Annotated in this window: 21 protein-coding genes and 1 tRNA gene; 16 read left to right on the top strand and 6 right to left on the bottom strand. The window is 71.9% G+C overall.

The window, feature by feature from the left end; translation table 11 throughout:
- Positions 1-112 precede the first annotated feature (112 nt).
- Positions 113-604, top strand: coding sequence for an N-acetyltransferase family protein (locus ABH940_RS01700; RefSeq protein ID WP_370071252.1), 492 nt, complete (start codon positions 113-115; stop codon positions 602-604).
- Between the two features lie 11 nt (positions 605-615).
- Positions 616-1,215, top strand: coding sequence for a TetR/AcrR family transcriptional regulator (locus tag ABH940_RS01695; protein WP_370071149.1), 600 nt, complete (start codon positions 616-618; stop codon positions 1,213-1,215).
- A 33-nt stretch (positions 1,216-1,248) separates the two neighbouring features.
- On the opposite strand, the gene ABH940_RS01690 is transcribed toward ABH940_RS01695, so the two are convergent.
- A complete protein-coding gene (locus ABH940_RS01690) occupies positions 1,249-1,743 on the bottom strand; it encodes an Lrp/AsnC family transcriptional regulator (protein WP_370071147.1) in 495 nt (164 codons plus the stop codon).
- Positions 1,744-1,981: 238 nt separating this feature from the next.
- Here ABH940_RS01690 and pdhA point away from each other — a divergent pair, with 238 nt between their 5' ends.
- The 3 genes from pdhA to ABH940_RS01675 are packed head-to-tail and all read left to right on the top strand — an operon-like array spanning position 1,982 to position 5,408.
- Positions 1,982-3,121, top strand: a complete 1,140-nt coding sequence (gene pdhA, locus ABH940_RS01685) for a pyruvate dehydrogenase (acetyl-transferring) E1 component subunit alpha (protein ID WP_370071145.1) — start codon at positions 1,982-1,984, stop codon at positions 3,119-3,121.
- Positions 3,118-4,092: an alpha-ketoacid dehydrogenase subunit beta gene (locus ABH940_RS01680; RefSeq protein WP_370071143.1), complete on the top strand. Its 975-nt coding sequence runs from the start codon at positions 3,118-3,120 to the stop codon at positions 4,090-4,092. The genes pdhA and ABH940_RS01680 overlap by 4 nt, the downstream gene beginning before the upstream one ends.
- Before the next feature lie 5 nt (positions 4,093-4,097).
- The gene (locus ABH940_RS01675) at positions 4,098-5,408 is read left to right on the top strand and encodes a dihydrolipoamide acetyltransferase family protein (RefSeq protein WP_370071141.1); all 1,311 of its coding nucleotides are present in this window, start codon (positions 4,098-4,100) and stop codon (positions 5,406-5,408) included.
- 80 nt (positions 5,409-5,488) lie between these two features.
- Here the strand turns inward: ABH940_RS01675 and ABH940_RS01670 are convergent, their stop codons facing one another.
- Entirely contained in the window at positions 5,489-6,013 is a 525-nt protein-coding gene (locus ABH940_RS01670) for a GNAT family N-acetyltransferase (protein ID WP_370071139.1), read from the bottom strand.
- A gap of 64 nt (positions 6,014-6,077) precedes the next feature.
- Complete coding sequence (locus tag ABH940_RS01665) at positions 6,078-7,991, bottom strand: AMP-binding protein (protein WP_370103997.1); 1,914 nt, start codon at positions 7,989-7,991, stop codon at positions 6,078-6,080.
- 211 nt (positions 7,992-8,202) lie between these two features.
- Here ABH940_RS01665 and ABH940_RS01660 point away from each other — a divergent pair, with 211 nt between their 5' ends.
- Both ABH940_RS01660 and ABH940_RS01655 read left to right on the top strand, forming a co-directional pair.
- A complete protein-coding gene (locus tag ABH940_RS01660; RefSeq protein WP_370103996.1) occupies positions 8,203-8,895 on the top strand; it encodes a YitT family protein in 693 nt (230 codons plus the stop codon).
- Positions 8,896-8,933: 38 nt separating this feature from the next.
- Entirely contained in the window at positions 8,934-9,935 is a 1,002-nt protein-coding gene (locus ABH940_RS01655; RefSeq protein ID WP_370103994.1) for a LuxR C-terminal-related transcriptional regulator, read from the top strand.
- 16 nt (positions 9,936-9,951) lie between these two features.
- Here ABH940_RS01655 and ABH940_RS01650 read toward each other — a convergent pair whose 3' ends face one another.
- Positions 9,952-10,281 (bottom strand): rhodanese-like domain-containing protein, encoded by a 330-nt coding sequence (locus ABH940_RS01650; protein WP_370071131.1) that lies wholly within the window; start codon positions 10,279-10,281, stop codon positions 9,952-9,954.
- A gap of 292 nt (positions 10,282-10,573) precedes the next feature.
- On the bottom strand, positions 10,574-11,410 hold the full coding sequence (locus ABH940_RS01645) for a hypothetical protein (RefSeq protein WP_370103992.1): 837 nt from the start codon (positions 11,408-11,410) through the stop codon (positions 10,574-10,576).
- A gap of 215 nt (positions 11,411-11,625) precedes the next feature.
- Between ABH940_RS01645 and ABH940_RS01640 the strand changes: the two genes are divergently transcribed.
- The 3 genes from ABH940_RS01640 to ppk2 are packed head-to-tail and all read left to right on the top strand — an operon-like array spanning position 11,626 to position 15,723.
- Entirely contained in the window at positions 11,626-14,340 is a 2,715-nt protein-coding gene (locus tag ABH940_RS01640; protein WP_370071127.1) for a SpoIIE family protein phosphatase, read from the top strand.
- A gap of 43 nt (positions 14,341-14,383) precedes the next feature.
- The gene (locus ABH940_RS01635) at positions 14,384-14,824 is read left to right on the top strand and encodes a MarR family winged helix-turn-helix transcriptional regulator (RefSeq protein WP_370071125.1); all 441 of its coding nucleotides are present in this window, start codon (positions 14,384-14,386) and stop codon (positions 14,822-14,824) included.
- A 41-nt stretch (positions 14,825-14,865) separates the two neighbouring features.
- Positions 14,866-15,723 (top strand): polyphosphate kinase 2, encoded by an 858-nt coding sequence (ppk2, locus tag ABH940_RS01630; RefSeq protein WP_370071123.1) that lies wholly within the window; start codon positions 14,866-14,868, stop codon positions 15,721-15,723.
- Positions 15,724-15,830: 107 nt separating this feature from the next.
- Here the strand turns inward: ppk2 and ABH940_RS01625 are convergent.
- A tRNA-Leu gene (locus tag ABH940_RS01625) sits at positions 15,831-15,917 on the bottom strand.
- A gap of 396 nt (positions 15,918-16,313) precedes the next feature.
- On the opposite strand from ABH940_RS01625, the gene ABH940_RS01620 reads away from it, so the two are divergent.
- The 6 genes from ABH940_RS01620 to pknB all read left to right on the top strand — a co-directional run bounded on the left by ABH940_RS01620 (position 16,314) and on the right by pknB (position 24,703).
- Positions 16,314-17,309, top strand: a complete 996-nt coding sequence (locus tag ABH940_RS01620; protein ID WP_370103990.1) for an FhaA domain-containing protein — start codon at positions 16,314-16,316, stop codon at positions 17,307-17,309.
- A 10-nt stretch (positions 17,310-17,319) separates the two neighbouring features.
- Positions 17,320-17,853 (top strand): FHA domain-containing protein, encoded by a 534-nt coding sequence (locus ABH940_RS01615; RefSeq protein ID WP_370071118.1) that lies wholly within the window; start codon positions 17,320-17,322, stop codon positions 17,851-17,853.
- A gap of 157 nt (positions 17,854-18,010) precedes the next feature.
- Positions 18,011-19,546: a PP2C family serine/threonine-protein phosphatase gene (locus ABH940_RS01610; RefSeq protein ID WP_370071116.1), complete on the top strand. Its 1,536-nt coding sequence runs from the start codon at positions 18,011-18,013 to the stop codon at positions 19,544-19,546.
- Positions 19,547-19,625: 79 nt separating this feature from the next.
- Positions 19,626-21,026: an FtsW/RodA/SpoVE family cell cycle protein gene (locus ABH940_RS01605; RefSeq protein ID WP_370071114.1), complete on the top strand. Its 1,401-nt coding sequence runs from the start codon at positions 19,626-19,628 to the stop codon at positions 21,024-21,026.
- 48 nt (positions 21,027-21,074) lie between these two features.
- A complete protein-coding gene (locus tag ABH940_RS01600; RefSeq protein WP_370071112.1) occupies positions 21,075-22,532 on the top strand; it encodes a peptidoglycan D,D-transpeptidase FtsI family protein in 1,458 nt (485 codons plus the stop codon).
- 224 nt (positions 22,533-22,756) lie between these two features.
- Positions 22,757-24,703 (top strand): Stk1 family PASTA domain-containing Ser/Thr kinase, encoded by a 1,947-nt coding sequence (gene pknB, locus ABH940_RS01595; protein ID WP_370071110.1) that lies wholly within the window; start codon positions 22,757-22,759, stop codon positions 24,701-24,703.
- The last annotated feature ends 26 nt before the right edge of the window (positions 24,704-24,729 follow it).

Raw genomic sequence — 24,729 nt, 5'->3', positions numbered from 1 at the left:
CCCCCGGAAGTGGTAGCTGAAGCAGTATCAGAAGTAGTTGTACGTCTATAACAGTTATAGCACCACAATCATCCGGCGGCCCTACCCTGGTTCCGTGATCGCCATCTCCCCGATGCGGGCCGAGCACGCGGACGCGGTGCTCGCCGCCTACCGCCAGGGCATCGAGACCGGGAACGCCACCTTCGAGACCGAGGTGCCGACCTGGGAGGCCTTCGACCGCGGCCGGCTCCCCGCCCACCGCCTGGTCGCTCTCGACGACGGTGGCCCGGAGGCCGCCGCGACCGTCCTCGGCTGGGCCGCGACCAGCGCAGTCTCCTCCCGCCCCGCCTACGCCGGCGTGCTGGAAGTCGGCATCTACGTCGGTGCCGACGCGCGCGGACGCGGTGTCGGCCGGGCACTGCTGGACGCGCTGATCGCGTCCACCGAGGCGGCCGGTGTCTGGACGCTGCAGGCCGGGATCTTCCCGGAGAACACCGCCAGTCTGGCGCTCCACACCACCGCGGGCTTCCGCGTGGTCGGCACCCGCGAGCGGATCGGCCGCACCCCGCAGGGCCGCTGGCGTGATGTGACCATGCTGGAGCGACGGAGCAAGCAGGTGATGTGATACTCGACCCCATGGTCGAGACCTCCCGCCCCACGCGCCGAGACAGCTACACGGTCGACACGTTGCTCGCCGTCACCGTCGGCGTCTTCAACGAGCGTGGCTACGACGGCACGTCGATGGAGGACCTGTCGCGGGCGGCCGGGATCTCCAAGTCCTCGATCTACCACCACGTCAAGGGCAAGGAGGAGCTGCTCCGGCTGGCCGTGGGCCGCGCCCTGGACGGCCTCTTCGCCATCCTCGACGAGCCCGAGGCCCGGAGCGGCACGGCGATCTCGCGCCTGGAGCACGTGGTGCACCGCACCACCGAGGTGCTGCTGGCCGAACTCCCGTACGTCACACTGCTGCTGCGGGTGCGCGGCAACACCGCCGCCGAGCAGTGGGCACTGCAGCGCCGCCGCGAGTTCGACCACCGGGTGGCCGAGTTGGTGGCCGAGGCGGTCGCCGAGGGCCAACTGCGCGCGGACGTGGAGCCGAGGCTGGCCACCCGCCTGCTCTTCGGCATGATCAACTCGCTGGTCGAGTGGTACCGCCCGGACGCGGACGACCGTGCCGCCGCCCGCGTGGTGGACGCCGTCACCGAGCTCGCCTTCCACGGCCTGCGCGCGCCCTGAGGCCGAACGTCCAGCCGGCCTGCGGCTCTCGGGCTACTTGTCCAGCTCAGGCATGACCGGTATCCGGTCCGTCTCCTCGAAGACCAGCAGCGTCTGGGTGCCCAGCACGCCCGGGATCGACTGGATCCGATTGAGCACCAGCTCGCGCAGCGCCCGGTTGTCGACCGTGTGCACCAGCATCAGCACGTCGAACTCCCCGCCCACCAGCGCGATGTGCTCCACCCCCGGCAGCTCAAGCAGCGCACTGCGCACGCTCCGCCAGGAGTTCTGCACCACCTTCAGCGTGACGTAGGCGGACGCGCCCTGACCTGCGCGTTCGTGGTCGACCCTGGCGGTGAAACCGCGGATCACCCCGTCCTGCACCATCCGCGCGATCCGCGCGTACGCGTTGGCCCGGGAGACGTGCACCCGCTCGGCGACCGAGCGGATCGAGGCACGCCCGTCCTGCTGCAACAGCCGCAGGATCGCCTTGTCGATCCGGTCCAGCGGACGCTGCTCCGCCCCCGTGGCCATCTGTTCAGCGGTCATGGCCCCCTGCCCTCCCATGGTGGACGACCTGATTCCAATGAAGCGCCGATGGAACCGTTTGTCCATCTCTGCGGCGCAAGAGTAGTCAGTTCGATCTCTCGACCGAACAATCGGTAGGGAGAGACGCCCTCTCCGCGGTCCTCCCGGTACCCCGAGTGGACCTCTGCTGCCCGCACCACCCCACCCTCACCGGGCCAACCCAGCGTCACCCCCAACCCCACCCCCTGGAGGTGCCGAGATGACCCTTCTCGACCAACCCTCGGGCGCGCCGCTCGGCTCTGTCTGGCCGCCCGACGCCCACGGCCCGCGCCGCGACCCGGCGCCACTGCTGCCCGATCCCGAGCCGTTCCGCATCCTCGGCACCGAGGCCGCGGCCAAGCTGGACCCGGAGCTGCTCCGGGACCTCTACCGCCGCCTGGTCGCGGGCCGCCGCTACAACCAGCAGGCCACCACCCTGACCAAGCAGGGCCGCCTCGCCGTCTACCCCGCCTCCACCGGCCAGGAGGCCTGCCAGATCGCCGCCGCGACCACGCTGCGCCCCACCGACTGGCTCTTCCCCAGCTACCGCGACACGCTCGCGGTCGTCTCGCGCGGCGTCCGCCCGCTCGATGCGCTGACCCTGCTGCGCGGCAACGCCCACAGCGGCTACGACCCGTACGAGCACAAGGTCGCCCCGCTCTCCACCCCGCTGGCCACCCAGGCACCGCACGCGGTCGGGCTCGCCCATGGGGCCCAGTTGCGCGGCGACGACGTGGTCGCGCTGACCATGGTCGGCGACGGCGGCACCAGCGAGGGAGACTTCCACGAGGCGCTCAACTTCGCGGGCGTGCTGAACGCGCCGGTGGTCTTCCTGGTGCAGAACAACGGCTATGCGATCTCCGTCCCGCTGGCCAAGCAGTCCGCCGCGCCGACGCTGGCGCACAAGGCCGTCGGCTACGGCATCAGCGGCCGTCTGGTCGACGGCAACGACGCGGCCGCGATGCACACCGTCCTCCGCGAAGCCGTCGAGCACGCCCGCTCCGGCCGCGGCCCGGTGCTGGTCGAGGCGGTCACCTACCGCCTGGAGGCGCACACCAACGCCGACGACGCGACCCGCTACCGCACCCCGGACGAGGTCTCCGCCTGGCAGGCCCGCGACCCGCTGGCGATGCTGGAGCAGCACCTGCGCGACCACGGCCTGATCGACGACGCGGGCGTCGCGGAGGCGACCGAGGCGGCCGAGGCCCTGGCCGCCGAGATGCGCGCCGAGTTCCACGCCGACCCGGAGCTGGACCCGATGTCCCTCTTCGCCCACGTCTACGCCGAACCCACCCCCCAACTGCGCGAACAGGCGGCCCTCCTGGCAGCGGAACTCGCCGCGGAGGCCGAAGCAGAATGACGACAGCCACGCTTGCCCAGGCGCTCAACACCGCGCTGCGCGACTCGCTGCGCGAGGACCCCGACGTGCACGTCCTCGGTGAGGACGTCGGCACGCTCGGCGGGGTCTTCCGGATCACCGACGGCCTGGCCGCCGAGTTCGGCGCACAGCGCTGCCTGGACACCCCGCTGGCCGAGGCCGGCATTCTCGGCACCGCCGTCGGCATGGCCATGTACGGCCTGCGGCCGGTCGTGGAGATGCAGTTCGACGCCTTCGCCTACCCGGCGTTCGAGCAACTCGTCTCGCACGTCGCCAAGATGCGCAACCGCACCGCCGGGAGGATGCCGCTGCCGATCACCATCCGGGTCCCCTACGGCGGCGGCATCGGCGGCGTCGAGCACCACAGCGACTCCAGCGAGGCGTACTACGCGCACACCCCCGGCCTGCACGTGGTCACCCCGGCGACGGTCGGCGACGCGTACGGGCTGCTGCGGGCGTCCATCGCCTCCGACGACCCGGTCGTCTTCCTGGAGCCGAAGCGGCTCTACTGGTCCAAGGACGAGTTCACCCCGCAGCCGGCCCCGCCGATCGGCCGCGCGATCGTCCGTCGCCAGGGCACCTCGGCGACGCTGCTGACCTACGGCCCGTCCGTGCCCATCTGCTTGGAGGCCGCCGAGGCGGCCAAGGCCGAGGGCTGGGACCTGTCCGTGGTCGACCTGCGCTCACTGGTCCCCTTCGACGACGAGACCGTCTGCGCGGCGGTCCGGGCGACCGGACGCGCGGTGGTCGTGCACGAGGCCTCCGGCTTCGGCGGCATGGGCGCGGAGATCGCGGCGCGCGTCATGGAGCGCTGCTTCCACCACCTGGCCGCGCCGGTGCTACGGGTCACGGGCTTCGACATCCCCTACCCGCCGCCGATGCTGGAACGGCACCACCTCCCCGGCGTCGACCGCATCCTCGACGCCGTGGCCCGACTCCAGTGGGAGCAGTGACGGCCATGGCCTCGGTACGCGAATTCGCCCTGCCCGACCTCGGCGAGGGCCTCACCTCCGGCGAGATCGTCCGCTGGCTGGTCGCGGTCGGCGACGTCATCGCCGTCGACCAGCCGATCGCGGAGGTGGAGACGGCCAAGGCGGTCGTTGAGGTGCCCTGCCCGTACGGCGGCGTGGTCACCACGCTGGCCGGGCCGGAGGGCACCGAAGTCCCGGTCGGCGCACCGCTGATCACCGTCGCGGTGAGCGAGTCGGCGACGGCCGGCGTGGCGTCCGGCACGTCCTCCGGCTCGCAGGACTCCGGCTCCGGCAACGTGCTGGTCGGCTACGGAACCAGCCACGCGACCGGTCCGCGCCGCAGGCGGGTTGCGCACCCCGGAGCAACAACCGCAGCGACAACCGCAGCGGCAACCGCCCCGGCGCAGCCGGTCGTTGTCGCAACGCCGGCCCCAACTCGTGAGGCCGGTGCGGTCGCCGTCATCTCCCCGCTCGTGCGTCGCTTCGCGCGGGAGAGCGGGGTGGACCTGGCCACCGTCGTTGGCACCGGCCGGGACGGGCTGATCATGCGCGGAGACGTCGAGAAAGCTGTGCAGGCGGCGAGTAGCGGTCCGCTCCAACCCTCCACCGCCGAGGGCGAGTTCGTCGCCTTCCGGGCCGCCACGCGGGTCGCGGCCGAACGCTTCACCCGCAGCCGGAGCGAGATCCCGGACGCCACCTGCTGGGTGGACGCGGATGCGACCGCGCTGCTGGAGGCCAAGGCCGCCGTCGGCGTCGGCGTGCTGCCGCTCTTCGCCCGGATCTGCGTGGCGGCGCTCGCCCAGTACCCGGCGCTGAACGCGAGCGTCGAGCTAGGCCCGGACGGCAGGCCCACCGGCGCGCGACGGCACGGCGCGGTCCACCTCGGCTTCGCCGCCTCGACCGATCGCGGCCTCGTCGTCCCGGTCGTCCGCGACGCGCAGCTGCGCTCCACGGCGGGCCTGGCCGAGGAGATGGCGCGGCTGACCGAGTCCGCGCGAGCCGGGACGCTCACACCCGCCGAGCTGACCGGCGGGACGTTCACCCTCAACAACTACGGCGTCTTCGGCGTGGACGGCTCGACGCCGATCATCAACCACCCCGAGGCGGCGATGCTCGGGGTGGGCCGGATCGCACGCAAGCCGTGGGTGGTCGGCGACGACGAGCTCGTGGTGCGCAGCGTGGTGCAGCTGTCGTTCACCTTCGACCACCGGGTCTGCGACGGCGCGACGGCGGGCGGCTTCCTCCGCTTCGTGGCCGACGCGGTCGAGTCCCCGGCCCGGCTGCTGCGCTTCGTCTGAGCGGACGGTACGACACATACGGCGGGCGGGCGGCAGGGAAGTTGTCCCAGCCGCCCGCCTGCGTCACCCACCAGTGCGCGTCAGCGACGCGGATGCACGAAGCGGAACAGGTCGCCGTCCGCGCCGTCGCGGGCGAAGCCGACGCGGGTCAGCACGGCCTGGGAGGCGGCGTTGGCGGGGTCGGTGTGGGCGACGACCAGGTCCACGCCGTCGTGGGCCAGCGCGTACGCGGTGACCAGGCGTGCGGCGGCACTGGCGAAGCCCTGGCCGCGCGCGGACGCCGCGAGGTCGTAGCCGATCTCCACCACACCGTCGAGCGGCGCACCGTGGAAGCCGCAGCCACCGATCGCCAGGCCGTCGGCGCGGCGGATCACCGCCCAGGCACCCCAGGCCTGCTGGTAGACGCCCGCGGCGTCCGCCTTGAGCAGCGCACCGCAGGCGTCCAGGGTTCCCCCGAACGGGCCGTCGTGGACCCAGGCGAAGCCGCCCTTGCCGCCGGACCGCAGGTCCGCCGCCGCAGGGATGGTGATCGGACGCAGCTCGACGCGGTCGTCGCGGAGCTGATGGGCCTGCTGGGCTTGGGTCTCGGCGGTGCTGTCGGTCATGTGAGCCTCTCCAACGATCCGGCCGTCGGGGCGGGATTCACCCGTCCGGGCTCATCATTGCCGATCAGCCCTGCTCGGGCACCTGATTTGGCCCGACGGAGTTTCCTGCGACGAGGATCTGGGCGTCGCGGTTCTGGGCTACCCGGTTCTGGGCTACCCGGTTCTGGGCGACGCGGTTTCGCATGACGACGTCCGCGCGTCCGTGCTCGGCGAAGAGCGCGGCCACCTTCTCCCGGTCGGACGGCTCGAACCGGCGGTAGGCGAGGGCGGCGTCGGCGTCCCAGTGCTCGAAGGGCCGCCAGAGCACCAGATCCGGGCCGACCGCGTCCCAACGCTCGTCGCGCAGGCCGGTCTTGGCGGTCTTGTGGGTCGCCGTCACCGGCATCCGGGACACGAAGCGGACGAAGCGCGGCGGCATCTTGGTCCCGAGGTCGGGCTGCGCGGCGAGGAACCGGGCGAACGCGGCGGCCAGCTGCTCCGGCCGCTGCTCCGGATCGACGGCGGCGCGCCCGGCCGCGTCCGGGCGCAGCTCGACGGCGGCCATCACCTGGTCCCCCGCCACCGGGTCCGGCACCGCGTAGACGGCGACGGCCGCGGCCGAGTCCCAGCGGGCCAGGATGTTCTCGATGTCGGCGACGGCCAGGTTCTCGCTGTCGACCCGCAGCCAGTCGGCGCTGCGGCCCGCGAAGTGGAGCCAACCGTCGGCGTCCCGGTGGAACAGGTCCCCGGTCCAGTACCAGCCGTTGCGGAGCCGGGCCGAGCCCGCCTCCTCGTTGCGCCAGTAACCCTCGAAGCCCGCACGGGCGTTGCGGTTGACCAGCTCGCCGATCGCCTCGTCGCCGTTGAGCAGCCGACCGGCCGCGTCGCGGCGGGACGGCGGGCACTCCGCGCCGGTCTCGGGGTCGACGACGGCGAGGTCGTCGTTCGGGCCTGAGCCCTTCCTGCCGACCGCTCCGGGCGGCGCGGCTGGATCCTGCTGCAGGTTGCAGCCGCCCTCGGAGGAGCCGTACCCCTCCACCAGGCGGCAGCCGAAGCGCTGCTCGAACCGCCGCGCGTCGACCGCGCCCGCCTCGGTGCCGAAGCCCAGCCGCAGCGGGTTCTCCCCGTCGTCGGCGCGCTCGTCGGTGGCCAGCACATAGGAGACCGCGCGACCCACATAGGTGAAGTAGCCCGCTCCGAACTCCCTTACGTCGTCCAGGAAGTGGGAGGCGGAGAAGCGGCGGCGCAGCGCGATCGCGCCGCCGGCCGTCAGCAGCGGCGCCCACAGGCCCATCAGCGCGTTGCCGTGGAAGAGCGGCATGCAGGCGTATCCGGTGTCGGCGTCGGTGAGCCCGTACTGCGCGCGCAGCTTGTCGCCCGCGCGGGCGATCCGGCCCTGGCTGCACATGACCGCCTTGGGCGCACCGGTCGAGCCGGAGGTGAAGGTCAGCAGCAGCCGGGTGTCGGGCGCGGGCAGCGAGCGCGGCGGCTCGGCGTCGGCGTAGGGGAGCAGCGTCGCCGCGAAGTCCGGACCGTCGACGACGAGGACGGGCGGGGCGGCACCGCCGCTGCCACCGGTGACGTGGCCGCCGTCAGTGCCGTGGCTCCCGCCAGTGACGTGGCCGCCGTCGGTGCCGTGGCTGCCGCCGAGGTCCAGCCCGGCCAGCAGCGGCAGCAGCCGCTGCTCGGTGACCAGCAGCGCGCAGTCGGTGTGCCGGATGTCGCGCAGCAGGTCCGGTCCGCGCCGGGTCGGGTTGATCCCGACCACGGTCGCCCCGGCCAGCGCGGCGGCCTGCAGCCAGCAGACGTACTCGGGGGTGTTCTCCAGCAGCAGCCCGACGTGCGGGAACTCCGCCCTCGCCAGCCGCTCGCCGAGCAGCGCGGCGCGGGCGCAGGCCATCCGCAGCACGGCGTCCCGCGAGTGCCGGAACCCCTCCCCGACCAGCGCGGGCCGCTCCCCGCCGCGCTGCGCCAGCACCGCGTCCACGAGTGCGTTCATCCGGCAGCCTCCATCCGTCTCTGACGCTTTGCTTCTGACGCTTCATTTCTGACGTATCGTCAGCTGACGTGCCACAGCGTTGATACCCCGGCTGCCGTCCCAGGACAAGGGCGCCGCCGGGCCGGAGCACGGCTGGCATGTTCCGTCCCGGACGGTTTGTGCCAGGCCCACAGGCCCCGCACGGCCGCCCGCGCCGACCAGACTGACGAGCATGAGCCAGACCGCCCTCGCCCCGACCCCGTCCCCGACCTCCTCGTCCACTCCGTCCACCCCCGGCGCGCGACCGCGACTGCGGCGGCAGATCCGGCCGCTGGTCCAGCTCAACATCGGCCTGGTCCTCTACGGCGCGAGCACCGCGCTGCTGCTCCGCGCGGGCTTCGGGGTCGACCCGTGGACCGTGCTGCACCAGGGCCTGCACCAGGTCACCGGCCTCTCCGTCGGCACCGCCGCGGTGCTCACCAGCCTGCTGGTGCTCGCCCTCTGGCTGCCGCTGCGCCAGCGGCCCGGCCTCGGCACGATCCTCGACGGCCTGCTCGTCGGCCCCTTCACCGACGCGACGCTGGCCCTCTGCCCGACTCCGCACGCGCTGCCGGTCCGGGTGGCGCTGCTGGTCGGGTCGATCCTGCTCAACGGCGTGGCCACCGCCTGCTACATCGGCGCGGGCCTGGGCGCGGGTCCGCGGGACGGCCTGATGACCGGGCTCGCCGCCCGCGGTCTCTCGCTGCGCGGCACCCGCACCCTGATCGAGCTCGGCGCGCTCGGCGGCGGCTGGCTGCTCGGCGGCCCGGTCGGCATCGGCACCGTCGCCTACGCGGTCTCGATCGGCCCGCTGGCCCAGCGCCTGCTGCCGCTGTTCACCCTGCGGACCACGACGACCTGCGGTTCCCTTCCGTTGGCAGACTGACCACCGAACGTAGCGCGCACTGGACGAAGGGGGACGTCATGCCGACCGCGCCGGGTCTCGCCGCGCTGGGTCTGGAACCCGAGCAGGAGCGGCTCTACCGCCTGCTGCTCACCCGCCCGGACACCCGCCTCGACGCACTCCCCACCGCCCTCGGCCTCCCGCGTCCGCAGGTCGACGCGATCGTGGAGCGGCTGGTGGAGCTGTCCCTGCTCTCCTGGTCCGGCGGGTCGGGCCGGGCCGGCGGGGAGCTGCGCCCGGTCAGCCCCGGTCCCGCCCTGCACGCGCTGCTCGCCGAGCGGCAGGCACAGGCGGCCCGCGACCAGCGCGACCTGGCCCAGGCCCGGGACTCCATCGAGGAGTTGGTCGCCGACGTCTCGGCCGCCGCCGCGGAGCGCGGCCCGGCCGCACCGGCCGAGTACGTGCTCGGCGCGGACTCCGTCCGGGTCCGGGTCGAGCAACTGGCCGCCCAGGCGCGGCGGGAGGTGCTGACCCTGGCGCCGCGCGTCCGGCTGGGCCCGACGGTCGACGGTCTGCTGCGGCGCGGAGTCACGGTCCGCACCGTCTACCTGGACAGCGTCGTCAACGACCCGGCGAAGCGCGCCCACGCCGAGCACCTGGTCTCCCTCGGCGCGCAAGTCCGCACGGCGCCGGTGCTGCCGCTGCGGCTGCAACTGCTGGACGGCGAGGTCGCCGTCGTCCCCGCGGACCCGGCCGAGCCGGGCCGTGGCGCGGCCCTGGTCCGCGAGCCTGGCGCGGTCGCCGGACTCCGGGAGCTGTTCCAGACCGTCTGGCGCGCGGCGCTCCCCTTCGGCGCGGACGTGCCGGTGCGGAACGACGACCTGGTCACGCCGGAGGAGCGGGCCCTGCTTGACCTGCTCGCGCAGGGCCTCACCGACGAGGCGGCGGCCCGCCGTCTCGGCGTCTCGCTCCGCACCGAGCGCCGCCTGATCACCGAGCTGATGCGCCGTCTGGAGGTAAGCAGCCGCTTCCAACTCGGCCTGCGTGCGGCCCGGCTCGACCCTTCCGGGTCGGCTGACTAGCGTGGCGGGCGCGGCACTAGAGAACGAACGCGTCACCCTGCTCGCTGACGATCCCGCGCCCGGCGGCGTCCCACGCCAGCATCCCGCCGTCGACGTTGACAGCCTTCCGGCCCTGCTGGACCAGGTACTGCACGACCTGCGCGGACCGCCCGCCGACCCGGCACACGACGTAGAGCGGCTCGGCCTCCGGCAGCTCACCGATCCGCGCGACGAACTCACTCATCGGGACGTGCAGCGCGCTCTCCGCGTGGCCCGCGTCCCACTCGTCCTGCTCCCGCACGTCCAACAGCACGGCGTCCGCCGGGACGGAGGCGATGTCGACGGTGGGGACGGACTGCTGGAACATGCGGATCTCCTGAGGCTCTCCTGAGTGGGCCCATCCATTGTGACGCACACATTCGGTGCGCAGGGGGCCATGCACCATCCAGGGGCGCGGGGAACGGCGCGAGAAGCCACTGATGAGCGGATGGCCCTGCGCATTCGGTGCTCTACCTGCGTGAGATGGGGGTCCCCCCGCCGAAGGCAGGGGTGGGGGTCCCCCCGCCGAAGGCAGGGGGATTGTCGCGCCCACGCGGCGGAGCCGCACATGAGCAGAGCCCCGCGCCCCTGAGGTACGTGCAACTTCCCCGCTGCCCCGGCTACTGGAGCAGAGCGTCCAGCTCCGCCTGCCGCTCGGCCACCGACGCCAGCAACTGTTCCGCGAGAACTTCGAGAAGCGCGTCCGGGTCGTCCGGCAGCAGCATCAGCAGTTGGCCCATCGGGCCGTCCGCGAGCTCCGCGCGCAGCTGCTCCAGCCTGCGCAGTCGGCTCTCCAGCCAGTCCAGCCGCTGGCGCAGCCACCCCGCACGCTCCGGCGTCCCGGACGCCGGGACGCCGGACGGGTCGCCCTCGGCCCACTCGCGGGCCAGCGCCTCCAGCGTCAGCACGTCGCCGGCCGCGTAGGCCTCGTTGACGCGGGCGATGAACTCGCCGCGACGGGTGACCTCCTCCGGGTCCTGGGCCAGGTCGGGGTGCGCGCGGCGGGCCAGGTCGCGGAAGAGGCGCTGGGCCTCGCGGTCCGGGCGGATGCGATCCGGGGCCTGCGGCATGGCGACGGCCGGCTGCTCCCCATCCTGCGAGCCTTCCGCACCCTCCGACCCCGTGCCGTTGAAGAAGGCCTCCAGATCCGGCATCGGGTCCAGCACGCTGCGGGCCTCGTACGCGCGGCGCAGGTCCTCCGCGTCACCGCTGCGGGCGGCGCGCACCTCCGCGATCAGCGCGTCCAGCTCGTCGAGGCGGACGTACATCGGGCCCAGCCGCTGGTGGTGCACCAGCGCGAAGTTGTCGAGCTCGATCCGGAGAGTCTCGACCGCGACCTCCGCGTCGACCCACTCGGCCTCGGCGCGGACGACGCGCGCCTCCAGTTCGGCCTCCTCCGGGTCGGTCCAGGGCACGGGGGCCTGGGACGTCGGCTCGCCGACACGGTCGGTAGTCATCAGGAACCTCACTGGTCGTTCTTTGACGCGGGCATCCGTCGCGTCACCCTACTGTCCCCGTCTCCGGCACGAAGGGCGCACACTAGGGCGTGCGCGCCAGCGCGCACAACCGGACACGGCAAATGTTCTCCAATATCGGGTTAGCTCCGCAGGAATCGTGCTTGCCTGGGGTACCCGAACCCATGGAGCCTTCGGAGCCGCAGAGAGAGGGTGAGATGACGGAGGAGACCTTCGCAGCGGCGTCGCAGCAGGCGACAGGCGCCGAGGAGGGTGTGCCCGGGGTGGTCGTGCTGGCCCGACTCGCCGCACTGACGGTCGACTCCGACGGTCGGCTCACCCACTGGAACCTCGGCGCGGAGGAGCTCTTCGGGCACCGCCGCAACGACGTGCTGGACCGCACCACCACAGGTCTTCTCCCCCTCTCCGGCCCGTCGGCGGGCGACGCGCTCGACCGTCTCGACGACCTGGTCAGCGTGGCCAGGCCCTGGGCGGGCGAGTTGGCGGTGACGGACCGTGACGGACGGCTGGTGAAGATCCACTGCTGGGCCTGGCGCACCGTCGAGCCGAGCGGACGCGGCATGCTCGTCCTCGCCGCCGACGCGCGGCAGTTGCGCGGCCCGGGGCTGCGGATCGCCGTCGGGGAGCAGTTGCTGCCGTTCACCGCGGCGATGCCCGGCGGACCGGGCGGCGGCGCCCTGAGCGCGGAGCCGGTCCACATGCCGTGCGGGAGCAAGGATGCGTGCGAACGCACGGTCCGACGCCTGCTGCCGCTGCTGCCCCGCGCCGCAGACGAGCGCCGCCGGGCGCTGCTGGCACAACTGGTCGAGGCGGGCGCACCGGCGCTGCGGCTGGACGGCCTGACGCTGCCGTTGAGCCCTGTGCCCGACCACGAGCCTCCCGTCCCCGCGAGGGCGCGGAGCACGGCGAAGACGAACGCCAACGCCACCGTCAACACCAACGCCAAGGGCGCGAGCAAGACGACGCCCGCCCCGCTCCGCCCCGAGCGCGCGGACCTGGTCGAGGACGACGGTCTTCTCGCAGACGCCCTCACCGAACAGACCGAGCACACCGGCGAGCTGCGCAGCCACGTGGCCGTCCCGGCCCAGGCACGCCCCCGCGCCGAACCCACCGAACCCGCGGAGCTCGCAGAACCCCCGGAGTTCGGCGAACGCGCCGAGGACGACGGCCCGTTCACCGGACCGCCCTCCCGGCCCAGCGTCAGCCTGACCGGAAGCGAAACCCCGGAGCCGGACGACGGCGAACAGCCCGTCAACCCCCAGCTGCGCCTGCTCAGTGACGTCGGCGCGCGCATCGGCACCACGCTCGACCTGGACCGGACGGTCCACGAGCTCTGCGACGTCGTGGTCCCCGGCATCGCCGACTTCGCCTCGGTGGAGCTGAGCGACCGGCTGATCAGCGACAGCGAGTCCCCGCGCGACCGGGCGGACGACGCCGCCCCGCTGCGCCGGGTCGCCTGCGCCTTCGGGCCCACCACGCTGCCGTGGAAGCACCTGGTCGTCGAGGGGAGCCTGGTCAGCCTGGCCGAGGACACCCCGTCCGGCTACGCGTTGGACCACGGCCAGCCGGTGCTGGTGCCGCGGGTCGACCCGGCCACCGCCCGGGCCTGCGCGGCGGGTCGGGGCGGGCCCGCGCTGGACGCGCTCTTCGAGGGCCGGTCCATGCTGACGCTGCCGCTGGCCGCGCGCGGCACGGTGCTCGGCGTGCTGGTGCTGCTGCGGGACGCCCACCGTCCCGCCTTCGACGAGGCGGACGCCTCCTACCTGCGCGAACTGGCAGCCCGCGCCGCGCTCTCGATCGACAACGCGCGGCTGCACCGGATGGAGGCGCGCACCGCCCTCACCCTCCAGCGCAGCATGCTGCCGACCCGACCGCCGCGGATCCCCGGCGTCCAGGTGGCGCACCGCTACCTGCCCGGCGACCGCCGTGCCGAGGTCGGCGGAGACTGGTTCGACGCGGTGCAACTGCCCGGCAGCCGGGTCGCGTTGGTGGTCGGCGACGTGATGGGCCACGGTCTCCACTCCGCCGTCGCGATGGGCCGGTTCCGCACCGCGCTGCAGACGCTGGCCGCGCTCGACCTGCCGCCGGGTCAGATCCTGCGCCACCTCGACAACCTGTCGCAGCGTCTGGGCGACGACCATCTCGCCACCTGCCTCTACGCGGTCTACGACCCGATCGCCCGGACCTGCACGCTGGCCAGCGCGGGGCACGTGCCGCCGGTGCTGGTCCATCCGGACGGGCGCGGTGAACTGCTGGAGATCCCGTCCGGCGCGCCGATCGGCGTCGGCGGAGTGCCGTTCGCCTCGCGCGAGGTCAAGGTCACCGACGGCTCGATGCTGGTGCTCTGCACCGACGGCCTGGTGGAGATGCGCGGCGGCGACATAGGGGACGGCCTGGCCGCACTCTGCGGCGACATCGTCGACCCGCGGCGCAGCCCGGAAGAGGTCTGCGACACCGTGCTTGAGCGGCTGCACACGGAGGACCGCAGCGACGACCTGGCGCTGCTGATCGCCCGGTTCGACGGCATTCCGCCGCAGGACGTGATCTCCTGGTCGCTGCGCCTGGACACCAGCGAGGTGCGCCGCTCCCGGAGCCTGGTCCAGGACCAGCTGACCCGCTGGGGGCTCACGGAGCTGTCGGAGGTGACCCAACTGCTGGTCAGCGAGCTGGTGACAAACGCCCTGCGGGTCGCCAAGGGCAGCGTCGAGCTCCAACTGATGCGGGTGGGCAAACTGTTGGTGGAGGTCAGCGACGACGACCACAACCTGCCGTCGCTGGAGCCCTCCGAGCCGCTGGACGAGGAGGGACGCGGGTTGAGCCTGGTCAGTCAGCTGTCGGCGCGCTGGGGGACCAGCCGCAAGGCGGTCGGCAAGGTGGTCTGGTTCGAGTTGCCTCTGCCGGTCCGGGCCTGAAGACCGGTGTGCGGAGCGCGAGTCTTGGTTGTATAGTGCAACCATGAGTACCCCGCTTCAGTCGCGCTCCCGTACCGAGGGCATCGACAGCATCCAGCGCGAACTGACGGCCTTCTCCCGACGCGCCCGGGCGATGGCCTCGCAGATCCACCCCGGGCTGACCCTGGTCAGCTACGCCATCCTGGACCACCTGCGCGAGTGCGGCGGCTGCCGCGGCACCGACTTGGCCACGCACTTCCTGCTGGACAAGTCCACCGTCAGCCGCCAGATCGCCACTCTGGAGAAGCTCGGCCTGGTCGAGCGCAGCCCCGACCCCGAAGACCAGCGCGGCCAGATCATCCGGCCCTCCGACCACGGCGCGGAACTGCTGCGCGCCGCCGGCGAACAGCGCCGTCAGGCCTTCCTCAGCCGCCTCGCCGACTGGTCCGACGACGACGTCGAGCACTTCGCGGTGCTGCTGGAGCGCTACAACGCCGAGCGCTGATCCACCGCGCCGAAACGATCTCGCGGACCTATCGTGGTCCGATGACGAAGAAGGGCAAGACCGGGAAGCGTCGCGACGCCGGCGGCAGACTGCCGAAGAAGCTCTACGACGACGAGCTGTTCCGCCTCCAGGCCGAGTTGGTGACGCTCCAGGAGTGGGTCAGGGCCACCGGCGCCCGAGTGGTCGTCATCTTCGAGGGCCGCGACGCCGCCGGGAAGGGCGGCGCGATCAAGCGCGTCACCCAGTACCTCAACCCCCGCATCGCCCAGATCGTCGCCCTGCCCGCGCCGACCGAGCGCGAGCGCGGCCAGTGGTACTTCCAGCGCTACGTCGAGCACCTGCCCGCAGCGGGCAAGATCGTCCTCTTCGACCGCAGCTGGTACAACCGCGCCGGGGTGGAGCGGGTCATGGGCTTCTGCACCCAGGACGAGTACCACCGGTTCCTGCACCAGTGCCCGATCTTCGAGCGGATGCTGGTCGAGGACGGGATCATCCTGCTCAAGTACTGGTTCTCCGTCAGCGACCGCGAGCAGGAACGCCGCTTCCGGGCCCGCCGGGACGACCCGATGCGGCGCTGGAAGCTCTCGCCGATGGACCTGGAGTCGATCACCCGCTGGGAGGACTACTCCCGGGCCAAGGACGAGATGCTCGTCCACACCGACATCCCCGAGGCCCGCTGGCACGTGGTCGAGAGCGAGGACAAGAAGCGCGCACGGCTGAACATGATCGCCCACCTGCTCTCGGCCGTCCCCTACGCCGAGCAGCCCGCGCGCACCATCGCGTTCCCCGACCGCCCGGGGCCCACCGGCTACGTCCGCCCGCCGCGTGACGAGCAGCACTATGTGCCGGACCACGCGGCAGAGCTGCTGCGGAACGGCAGAACCGACGAGGCGGAGTAGTCCCGAATCAGCCCGGATCAGCCCCCGATCAGCCTCGGAATTACAGAACAGGGAAAAGGAAAATGGGCCTTGATTGTGACTTCCGTCACGATCAAGGCCCACTCTCATGGTGCGCGAGGGGGGAGTTGAACCCCCACGCCCTTTCGGGCACTGGAACCTGAATCCAGCGCGTCTGCCTATTCCGCCACCCGCGCATCTGGGTGATGTCTTCGACTCTACCGAAGGTCTCCCGGAGCTTCCAAACCGGCTTTTCCCGGTTGTTTCCGCTCCGCGTTTTCTGCGGTGTCGCCTTCCGACGAGAAGAACAGTAGCACGTCGGAGGGGGTCCGCTCACACTCGCTTCACCCGCCCGCCACCTGGCCGGAGACCGCAACCAGGCCCGGCCGAACGAGTGAGACGCGGATGCCCCCTACCGGCGAGGGGTACCAGTCCACTGGCATCCTGCTGTGGGCCGGAAGAGCGAGGAACCACACGTGCGCCCCGGGCGTAGATACGATCAGTAAGGCAGACAAGCAGCAGCCGCCCGCACGCCGCCGCAGTGAAGCGACACGGTGGGCGGGACGACGACACCCGAGGGAAGGGGGTGCCCCGTGGGAGCCCTGAAGAAGTTCGAGCAGCGACTCGAGGGCTTCGTCAACGGCGCCTTCGCCAAGGTGTTCAAGTCCGAGGTGCAGCCCGTCGAGATCGCAGGAGCGCTCCAGCGCGAGTGCGACAACAACGCCAGCATCTGGAACCGGGACCGCACCGTGGTGCCCAACGACTTCATCGTCGAGCTGAGCCCGCACGACCACGAGCGTCTGAGCCCGTACTCCGGGCAGCTCGGGAGCGAGCTCGCCGGCATGGTCCGCGAGTACGCACAGGCGCAGCGCTACTCCTTCATGGGCCCGCTCCAGGTCCAGTTGGAGCGGGCCGAGGACCTGGACACCGGCCTCTACCGCGTGCGCAGCCGGATCGAGGCCGCTCCCGACGCCGCCCAGGGGCACCAGGCGCAGCAGGGCTACCGCCCGGCTCCGCCCGCGCCCTACGGCGGCCAGCAGGCCCAGAGCTGGCAGCCACCGCAGCCGCAGCGTCCCGCGCAGCCGCCCCAGCGCAGCGAGGAACCGCCGCTGCCGCCGACCGCGCCCGCCTTCCCCGCCGTCAACCCGCTGGCCGGTCCTCCCGGTGCCGGTGGTCCCGGCGGCCGAAGTGATTTCGGCAACTCCGGCGGCCCGGGCGGCCAGGACGACGCCCGCTACCCCGGCCCGCCTCCGGCGCACCCGCCGACGGTCGGCATGGGCGGCCCCGCCGCGCCCGGCTCCGGCGCCACGCCGCGCCGCTGGCTGGAGATGAACGGCCAGCGCCACCAGCTCGACCGTCCCGTCGTGGTGCTCGGCCGCAGCACCGAGGCCGACCTCCGCGTCGACGACCCGGGCGTCTCCCGCAAGCACGCGGAAATCCGCATCGGAAACCCGTCGATGGTGCTCGACCTCGGCTCGACCAACGGCATCGTGGTCGACGGCCAGCACACCACCCGCGCTACGCTCCGGGACGGCTCACGGATCGTCGTGGGCAGCACCACCATCGTCTACCGGCAAGCCGAAGGGTGACGCAGGACACATGTCAGAGCTGACCCTCACGGTCATGCGGCTCGGTTTCCTGGCCGTCCTGTGGCTGTTCGTCATCGTCGCGGTCCAGGTGATCCGCTCGGACCTGTTCGGGACCAAGGTCACGCAGCGCGCCGCCACGGCCCGCCGCGGCGGCGGTCCGAGCACGGGCCGCCAACAGGCTGCGACGCCTGCGCCGCCGCAGCGCCAGCAGTCGCAGCAGCAGAGCGGGGGCCGGCAGCGCCGTGGCATGCCGACCCACCTGGTGATCACCCAGGGCTCGTTGTCCGGCACCACCGTCGCGCTGCAGGGGCAGACCATCTCGCTGGGCCGGGCCCACGACTCCACGATCGTGCTGGACGACGACTACGCGTCCTCCCGCCACGCGCGGATCTACCCGGACCAGGCGACCGGTTCCTGGTTCGTCGAAGACCTGGGCTCGACCAACGGGACCTTCCTCGACCAGATGCGGCTGACCAGCCCGATGCCGCTCCAGCCCGGGTCGGCCGTCCGCATCGGCCGCACCGTGATCGAGCTCCGGAAGTGACCGACGCAGTGACCGACGCGACGACGCCGCCCCGTCCGCCCGGGGGGAACGGGCCCGCCCCGGTTCCGCCGCTCCGGCCCGGTGGGCCGTACGATGCAGCAACGCACGCTGCACCGGGGCATCGCGCAGGGGACCGAGGGAAGGGGGCGGACAGGGCATGAGCCTCGTGCTGCGATTCGCCGCCGGTTCGCACAAGGGCATGATCCGCGAGGGCAACGAGGACTCCGGCTACGCCGGTCCCCGCCTGCTCGCGGTCGCGGACGGCATGGGCGGCCAGGCCGCCGGCGAGGTGGCCTCGTCCGAGGTGCTCTCCAGCATCGTCGACCTGGACGAGGACGTCCCCGGTACCGACCCGATGACGGCCCTGCGCGACGCCGCCGAGCGCGCCAACGAGCGACTGCGCGTCCTCGTCGAGGCAGACGCGAGCCTCGAAGGCATGGGCACCACGCTGACCGCCCTGCTGTGGACCGGTCAGAGCGCCGCCATGATCCACATCGGCGACTCCCGCGCCTACCTGCTGCGCGACGGTTCGCTGACGCAGATCACCACCGACCACACCTGGGTGCAGCGCCTGGTCGACGAGGGCCGGATCACCGAGGAGGAGGCCTCCACCCACCCGCAGCGTTCGCTGATCATGCGCGCGCTGATGGGCACCGGTGAGGTCGAGTCCGACCTGTCGATCCGCGACGTCCGGGCCGGCGACCGCTACCTGCTCTGCTCCGACGGCCTCTCCGGCGTGGTCAGCCACCAGACCATCGAGGAGACCCTCGGGAGCTACTACTCGCCCGAGGACACCATCGCCGAGCTGATCCAGCTCGCGCTGCGCGGCGGCGGGCCCGACAACATCACCTGCGTCGTCGCCGACGTGCTCGAGGTCGACGACGCGGACCCGGCCGCGACCCACTTCGACCACGCGCCGATGGTGGTCGGCGCGGTCGCCGACGGCCCGCCCACCGTGGCCCACCCCACCGTCGCCAACACCCCCGCCTCGCGCGCCGCCTCACTGGGCCGCAAGCCCGAGCAGGGCGAGCAGCCCGAGCAGGGCGACGGCGCAGCCGCTGACGGCGCCGACGGCGAACACGGCTACCAGGAGTACGACGAGTTCGAGGGCGGCTTCGACGACGACTACGAGCCGGAGACCCGTCGCGGCCGCCGCCGCGCCAAGGAGCGCAAGCGACGCGGCTGGGTGCTGCCGACCGCGCTGGCAGCCGCCCTGGTGGTACTGCTCGGCGGCGGCGCGTACTTCGGCTACCAGTGGACGCAGACCCAGTACTACGTCGGCGCCAACGGCGACCACGTGGCGATCTACAAGGGCGTCTCGCAGAACCTGGCCGGGCTCAAGCTGTCCTCGGTCTACGCCGACCAGCCGCAGGTGGCGCTCAAGTACCTGCCGCCGTACGAGCAGACCAACCTCAAGGACTCCATCTCGGCGAGCAGTCTGACGGACGCTCAGGACCGGGTGAGCCAGCTGGCCCACCAGGCGCAGGTCTGCCAGATCGTGGCCCAGCAGAAGACCAAGCCCGTCACGTCGCCCAGCCCCACGCAGACGGCGAAGTCAGGGGCGAAGGCGGACAGCACCCCCAAGGCCACGCCGCACCCGAGCACCTCGCCCAGCGCGACCCCGTCGGCGAGCCCCTCGCCGTCGCTGAGCGCGGCCGACCAGACCCTGGCGCAGCAGTGCGTGACCTCCTGAGGCCGCTCGCTGAGCTGAGCCTTCCGGGCGCGCGCCGCCCGGTCGGGCCGACCCGGAACGCTCCCGGGAGGCCCTGACGGTGAGCGGCACGGGGAGCTTGACCGCCACGTTCGCCCCGCAAGGGGCGCCCAACCGTCGCAACACCGAGCTCTCCCTGCTCGCCTTCGCCGTGCTCGTCCCGGTCCTCGCCTACGCGGAGACCGGGATCGCCATGGACGGCCGACTGCCCGCCGGCATGCTCGGCTACACGCTGGGCCTGGGCTTCTTCGTCCTGCTGGCCCACCTCTCGGTGCGGCGTTTCGCCCCGCACGCCGACCCGCTGCTGCTGCCGCTGGCGGCCCTGCTCAACGGCCTCGGCCTGGTCTTCATCTGGCGGCTCGACAAGTCCGTGCAGCTGCACCCCAACTTCCCCGCCGCGCAGCTGCAGCTGCTCTGGTCCGGGCTCGGCATCGCGCTCTTCATCGCGGTGATAGGGCTGCTGAAGGACCATCGGATGCTGCAGCGCTACACCTACCTGTCCGGCTTCGCCGCGCTGGTGCTGCTGGCGCTGCCGGCCTTCTTCCCGACGCGGGCCGCCGACTTCGGCGCGAAGATCTGGATCCACTTCGGCAGCTTCTCGATCCAGCCGGGGGAGTTCGTCAAGATCCTGCTGCCGGTCTTCTTCTCCGGCTTCCTGATGGTCAAGCGGGACGCCCTGGCGCTGGCCAGCCGCCGGCTGCTGGGCCTCTACCTGCCACGCGGACGCGATCTCGGGCCGATCGTGGTGGTCTGGGCGCTGAGCGTGCTGATCCTGGTCTTCGAGACCGACCTCGGCACCTCGGTGCTCTTCTTCGGCATGTTCGTGGTGATGCTCTACGTCGCCACCGAGCGGACCAGCTGGATCCTCTTCGGGCTGCTGATGGCCGGGCTGGGCTTCTGGACGGTGGCGCGTGCCGAAGGTCACGTCCAGGCCCGGATCCAGGAGTGGCTGCACCCGCTGCTGACCCAGGGCGGCAACGGAGTCGGCCAGATCGGCCAGGCGCTGTTCGCGCTCGGCGCGGGCGGCACCATCGGCACCGGCCTGGGGGAGGGCCACTCCTGGCTGATCGGCTTCGCCGCCAAGAGCGACTTCATCCTCGGCACCATCGGCGAGGAGATCGGCCTGGCCGGGGTGATGGCGGTGCTGGTGCTCTACGCGCTGATCGCCGAACGCGGGCTGCGCACCGCCCTGGCCGCCCGCGACCCCTTCGGCAAGCTGCTGGCCGTCGGCCTCTCGGCGGCCTTCGCGCTCCAGGTCTTCATCGTCGCCGGAGGCGTCACCGGTACCATCCCCCTGACCGGCATGACGCTGCCCTTCGTCGCCCAGGGCGGATCCTCCGTGATCACCAACTGGGCGCTGGTGGCGATCCTGCTGAAGGTCAGCGACGTCGCCCGCCGTCCGGCACCCGACGCGGTACCCGTCACACCGGGTCGGCAAACGGAACCGGAAAAGGCCGCTTAGCCGTCGTTGTATCGTGCCGTAATTGTCGACGACCGGAGTGAGCGCACCGTGAACAAGCCGATCCGCAGGGTCTCCGTGTTCTGCCTGCTCCTGGTGCTGGCACTGATGATCCGGGCCAACTGGGTCCAGGGGCTGGACGCGAGCGCGCTGAACGCCAACGCCCACAACAAGCGGACGATCATCGAGGAGTACAGCTACCCGCGCGGCGACATCATCGTCGGCGGCCAGCCGGTCACCAAGAACCTGCTGGTCAACGGCAACTACTACAAGTACCGCCGGGCCTACGTGAACGGCCCGATGTACGCGCCGGTCACCGGCTTCGACTCACAGGCGTACGGCAGCAACCTGCTGGAGAACGTCGAGAACCCGATCCTTTCCGGCACGGACTCGCGCCTCTTCTTCGGCAACACGCTGGACATGCTGACCGGCAAGCAGAAGCAGGGCGGCGACGTGGTCACCACGATCGACCCCAAGGTGCAGCAGGCGGCCTGGAACGGCCTCCAGGGCAAGACGGGCGCCGCGGTCGCCCTCGACCCGACCACCGGCGCGATCCTCGGCCTGGTCAGCGTCCCGTCCTACGACCCGACCAGCATCGCCGGGGTCACCAGCGACTTCTCCAAGAACTGGACGAACCTGAACGCCGACCCGAACCAGCCGATGCTGAACCGGGCGCTGCGCCAGACCTACCCGCCGGGCTCGACCTTCAAGCTGGTCACCGCCGCGGCGGCGCTGGAGACCGGCCAGATCACCGACATCAACGCGGCCACCGACTCGCCGAACCCCTACATGCTGCCGGGCACCAACACCCCGCTGCCCAACGAGGCCGGGGACACGGGCTGCACCAACGCCTCGCTCAACACGGCGCTGGCCCTGTCCTGCAACACCGTCTTCGGCAAGCTGGGCGCGGAGATCGGCCCCTCGCGGATGCTCCAGGAAGCGAACAAGTTCGGCTTCAACAACTCCAACCTGACCATCCCGGTCGGTGTGACCGCGAGCAACTTCGACAGCAACATGAACCTGGCCCAGACCGCACAGTCGTCCATCGGCCAGTACGACACCCGGGCCACGCCGCTGCAGATGGCCGAGATCTCCGCGGCGATCGCCAACAACGGCTCGCTGATGCAGCCGTTCCTGGTCTCCGAGGAGCGCGCCGCCAACAACTCGGTGGTCTCGCAGTGGCAGCCGAAGCAGCTGTCGCAGGCGACGACGCCGGACGTGGCCCAGCAGATCCAGACCATGATGGTCAACGTGGTCCAGAACGGCACCGGAACCACCGCGCAGATCCCGGGCGTCCAGGTCGGCGGCAAGACCGGTACCGCCCAGCACGGCATGAACAACTCGGACAACCCCTACGCCTGGTTCGTCTCCTGGGCCAAGGGAACGAACGGCAAGGAGATCGCCGTCGCGGTCGTCGTCGAGAACAGCGACACGCAGCGCGGCGACATCTCCGGCATGATGCTCGCCGCGCCGATCGCCAAGGCGATGATGCAGGCATACGTCCAGTAGCACACCCCGGGTGGGTATCCTCCGACCGGTTGGGACGAAACGGGTGACCGACAACACGTTTGCCACATTCGTCCAGCGCAGACGTATTCCAGTCTTGTATCAGGTCGCTCGGTGGGCCCGCTTTGACTTCCGGGCCCGGTAGCGTATCCGCCAGCAGCGGTCTGTCCGCCTGCGACCGATACGAAGCCGGGCTGGGCAGACTGGAGAGGGAGAGGGCTCGAACCATGGAAGAACCGCGTCGCCTCGGCGGCCGGTACGAGCTGGGCGGCGTTCTCGGACGCGGCGGCATGGCCGAGGTCTACATCGGCCACGACATCCGGCTCGGACGCGCCGTCGCTGTGAAGACGCTGCGGACCGACATGGCCCGCGACCCGTCGTTCCAGGCCCGTTTCCGCCGCGAGGCGCAGTCTGCTGCCTCGTTGAACCACCCTTCGATCGTGGCGGTCTACGACACGGGCGAGGACTACATCGACGGCATCTCCATCCCGTACATCGTGATGGAGTACGTCGACGGTTCCACGCTGCGCGAGCTGCTCCACAGCGGCCGCCGGCTGCTGCCGGAGCGCGCCATGGAGATGTGCATCGGCATCCTCCAGGCGCTGGAGTACTCGCACCGCAACGGCATCGTCCACCGCGACATCAAGCCCGCGAACGTCATGCTGACGCGCCAGGGCCAGGTCAAGGTGATGGACTTCGGCATCGCCCGCGCCATGGGCGACGCCGGGATGACCATGACCCAGACCGCAGCGGTGATCGGAACCGCCCAGTACCTCTCCCCGGAGCAGGCCAAGGGCGAGCAGGTGGACGCGCGGACGGACCTGTACTCGACCGGGTGTCTGCTCTACGAGCTGCTGGCGCTGCGCCCGCCGTTCATCGGCGACTCGCCGGTCGCGGTGGCGTACCAGCACGTGCGTGAGGAGGCTCAGCCGCCCTCGGTCTTCGACCCGGAGCTCCGGCCCGAGTACGACGCCATCGTGATGAAGGCGCTCGCCAAGGACCGCGACGTCCGCTACCAGTCGGCCGACGAGATGCGTGCGGACATCGAGCGCGCCCTCGACGGCCTGCCGGTGGCGGCTGCCTCGGCGCCCACGATGGCGCTCGGTATGGGCGGCTACGGCCAGGGCGGCGCGGACGGCCGGACCATGGCCATGCCGGCCCAGCCGGGCGGCTCCGGCCAGGCGGGTGCGACCAGCATCCTGCCCGGCGTGGGCGGCGGTTACGACGCGGGTGGCGACGGCTACGAGCCGGGCGCCGGCGGGTACGACGACGACGGGTACAGCAGCCGTTCGGACCGCAGGCGGGCCGGGAACGGCGGCGGCAGGAGCCGCAACACCTCGGTGATCATGCTGGTCGTCGCGGCGGTGCTGGTGCTACTCGGCTCGTTCTTCGTGGCGAAGTCGATGTTCGGCAGCAACGCCAACAACACCACCACCGGCGTGCCCTCGCTGGTCGGCGAGGACTACACGACCGCCCAGGGCCAGATCACCAACCTCGGCAACAACATCAAGCTGGTCAAGGGCCCGGCCATCGCCTGCGACTCGGGCACCGCCCAAACGGGCAAGATCTGCAAGCAGAACCCGGCGGCCGGCCAGAACGTCCAGTCCGGCGGGACCATCACGGTCCAGCTGAGCAGCGGCCCGATCACCGACGGTGTCCCGAACATCGCGAACATGACCGTTCAGCAGGCGACCAGCACGCTGCAGAACGCCGGGTTCCAGGTCGGCCAGCAGTCCACTGCGGCGAGCGCGACGGTTCCGAGCGGCGACGTCGTCTCCTACTCGCCGACCGGAGCTCAGCCGAAGGGCGCCACCATCAACCTGGTGGTCTCCTCCGGTCAGCCCCAGGCGCAGGTCCCGAGCCTGCTCGGGCTCTCCCCGGCCGACGCGCAGACGGCGCTCACCAAGCTGGGCCTGGTCCCGGCCCCGCAGGGCGACGACCCGCAGGCGACGCAGTACGCGCCGGGCACGGTCTCGCGCCAGTCCGTCGCGGCGGGCACCTCGGTGGCTCCGGGCACCCAGGTGCAGTACTGGACCGCGCCGCAGTCGCAGAGCCCCTCGGGGTCGCCGTCGCCAAACCCTACCGACACCGGAAACCCCACGGGGGGACCTGGTAACAACGGAAACGGCAACGGGAACACCGGCAACCCCTTCGGCGGGTGGCCGGGCGGCTGAGGCCGTACGTAGCAGCGCCGAAGGAG

Source organism: Streptacidiphilus sp. BW17 (assembly GCF_041262485.1).
GTDB lineage: Bacteria > Actinomycetota > Actinomycetes > Streptomycetales > Streptomycetaceae > Streptacidiphilus.
Note: the sequence above shows the minus strand (reverse complement) of the source record. Positions and strands in the feature narration are given on the sequence as shown.

Coding starts and splice junctions, on each gene's coding strand:
- ABH940_RS01700 (WP_370071252.1), top strand. CDS start 113: ATGCGGGCCGAGCACGCGGACGCGGTGCTCGCCGCCTACCGCCAGGGC.
- ABH940_RS01695 (WP_370071149.1), top strand. CDS start 616: ATGGTCGAGACCTCCCGCCCCACGCGCCGAGACAGCTACACGGTCGAC.
- ABH940_RS01690 (WP_370071147.1), bottom strand. CDS start 1,743: ATGACCGCTGAACAGATGGCCACGGGGGCGGAGCAGCGTCCGCTGGAC.
- pdhA (WP_370071145.1), top strand. CDS start 1,982: ATGACCCTTCTCGACCAACCCTCGGGCGCGCCGCTCGGCTCTGTCTGG.
- ABH940_RS01680 (WP_370071143.1), top strand. CDS start 3,118: ATGACGACAGCCACGCTTGCCCAGGCGCTCAACACCGCGCTGCGCGAC.
- ABH940_RS01675 (WP_370071141.1), top strand. CDS start 4,098: ATGGCCTCGGTACGCGAATTCGCCCTGCCCGACCTCGGCGAGGGCCTC.
- ABH940_RS01670 (WP_370071139.1), bottom strand. CDS start 6,013: ATGACCGACAGCACCGCCGAGACCCAAGCCCAGCAGGCCCATCAGCTC.
- ABH940_RS01665 (WP_370103997.1), bottom strand. CDS start 7,991: ATGAACGCACTCGTGGACGCGGTGCTGGCGCAGCGCGGCGGGGAGCGG.
- ABH940_RS01660 (WP_370103996.1), top strand. CDS start 8,203: ATGAGCCAGACCGCCCTCGCCCCGACCCCGTCCCCGACCTCCTCGTCC.
- ABH940_RS01655 (WP_370103994.1), top strand. CDS start 8,934: ATGCCGACCGCGCCGGGTCTCGCCGCGCTGGGTCTGGAACCCGAGCAG.
- ABH940_RS01650 (WP_370071131.1), bottom strand. CDS start 10,281: ATGTTCCAGCAGTCCGTCCCCACCGTCGACATCGCCTCCGTCCCGGCG.
- ABH940_RS01645 (WP_370103992.1), bottom strand. CDS start 11,410: ATGACTACCGACCGTGTCGGCGAGCCGACGTCCCAGGCCCCCGTGCCC.
- ABH940_RS01640 (WP_370071127.1), top strand. CDS start 11,626: ATGACGGAGGAGACCTTCGCAGCGGCGTCGCAGCAGGCGACAGGCGCC.
- ABH940_RS01635 (WP_370071125.1), top strand. CDS start 14,384: ATGAGTACCCCGCTTCAGTCGCGCTCCCGTACCGAGGGCATCGACAGC.
- ppk2 (WP_370071123.1), top strand. CDS start 14,866: ATGACGAAGAAGGGCAAGACCGGGAAGCGTCGCGACGCCGGCGGCAGA.
- ABH940_RS01615 (WP_370071118.1), top strand. CDS start 17,320: ATGTCAGAGCTGACCCTCACGGTCATGCGGCTCGGTTTCCTGGCCGTC.
- ABH940_RS01610 (WP_370071116.1), top strand. CDS start 18,011: ATGAGCCTCGTGCTGCGATTCGCCGCCGGTTCGCACAAGGGCATGATC.
- pknB (WP_370071110.1), top strand. CDS start 22,757: ATGGAAGAACCGCGTCGCCTCGGCGGCCGGTACGAGCTGGGCGGCGTT.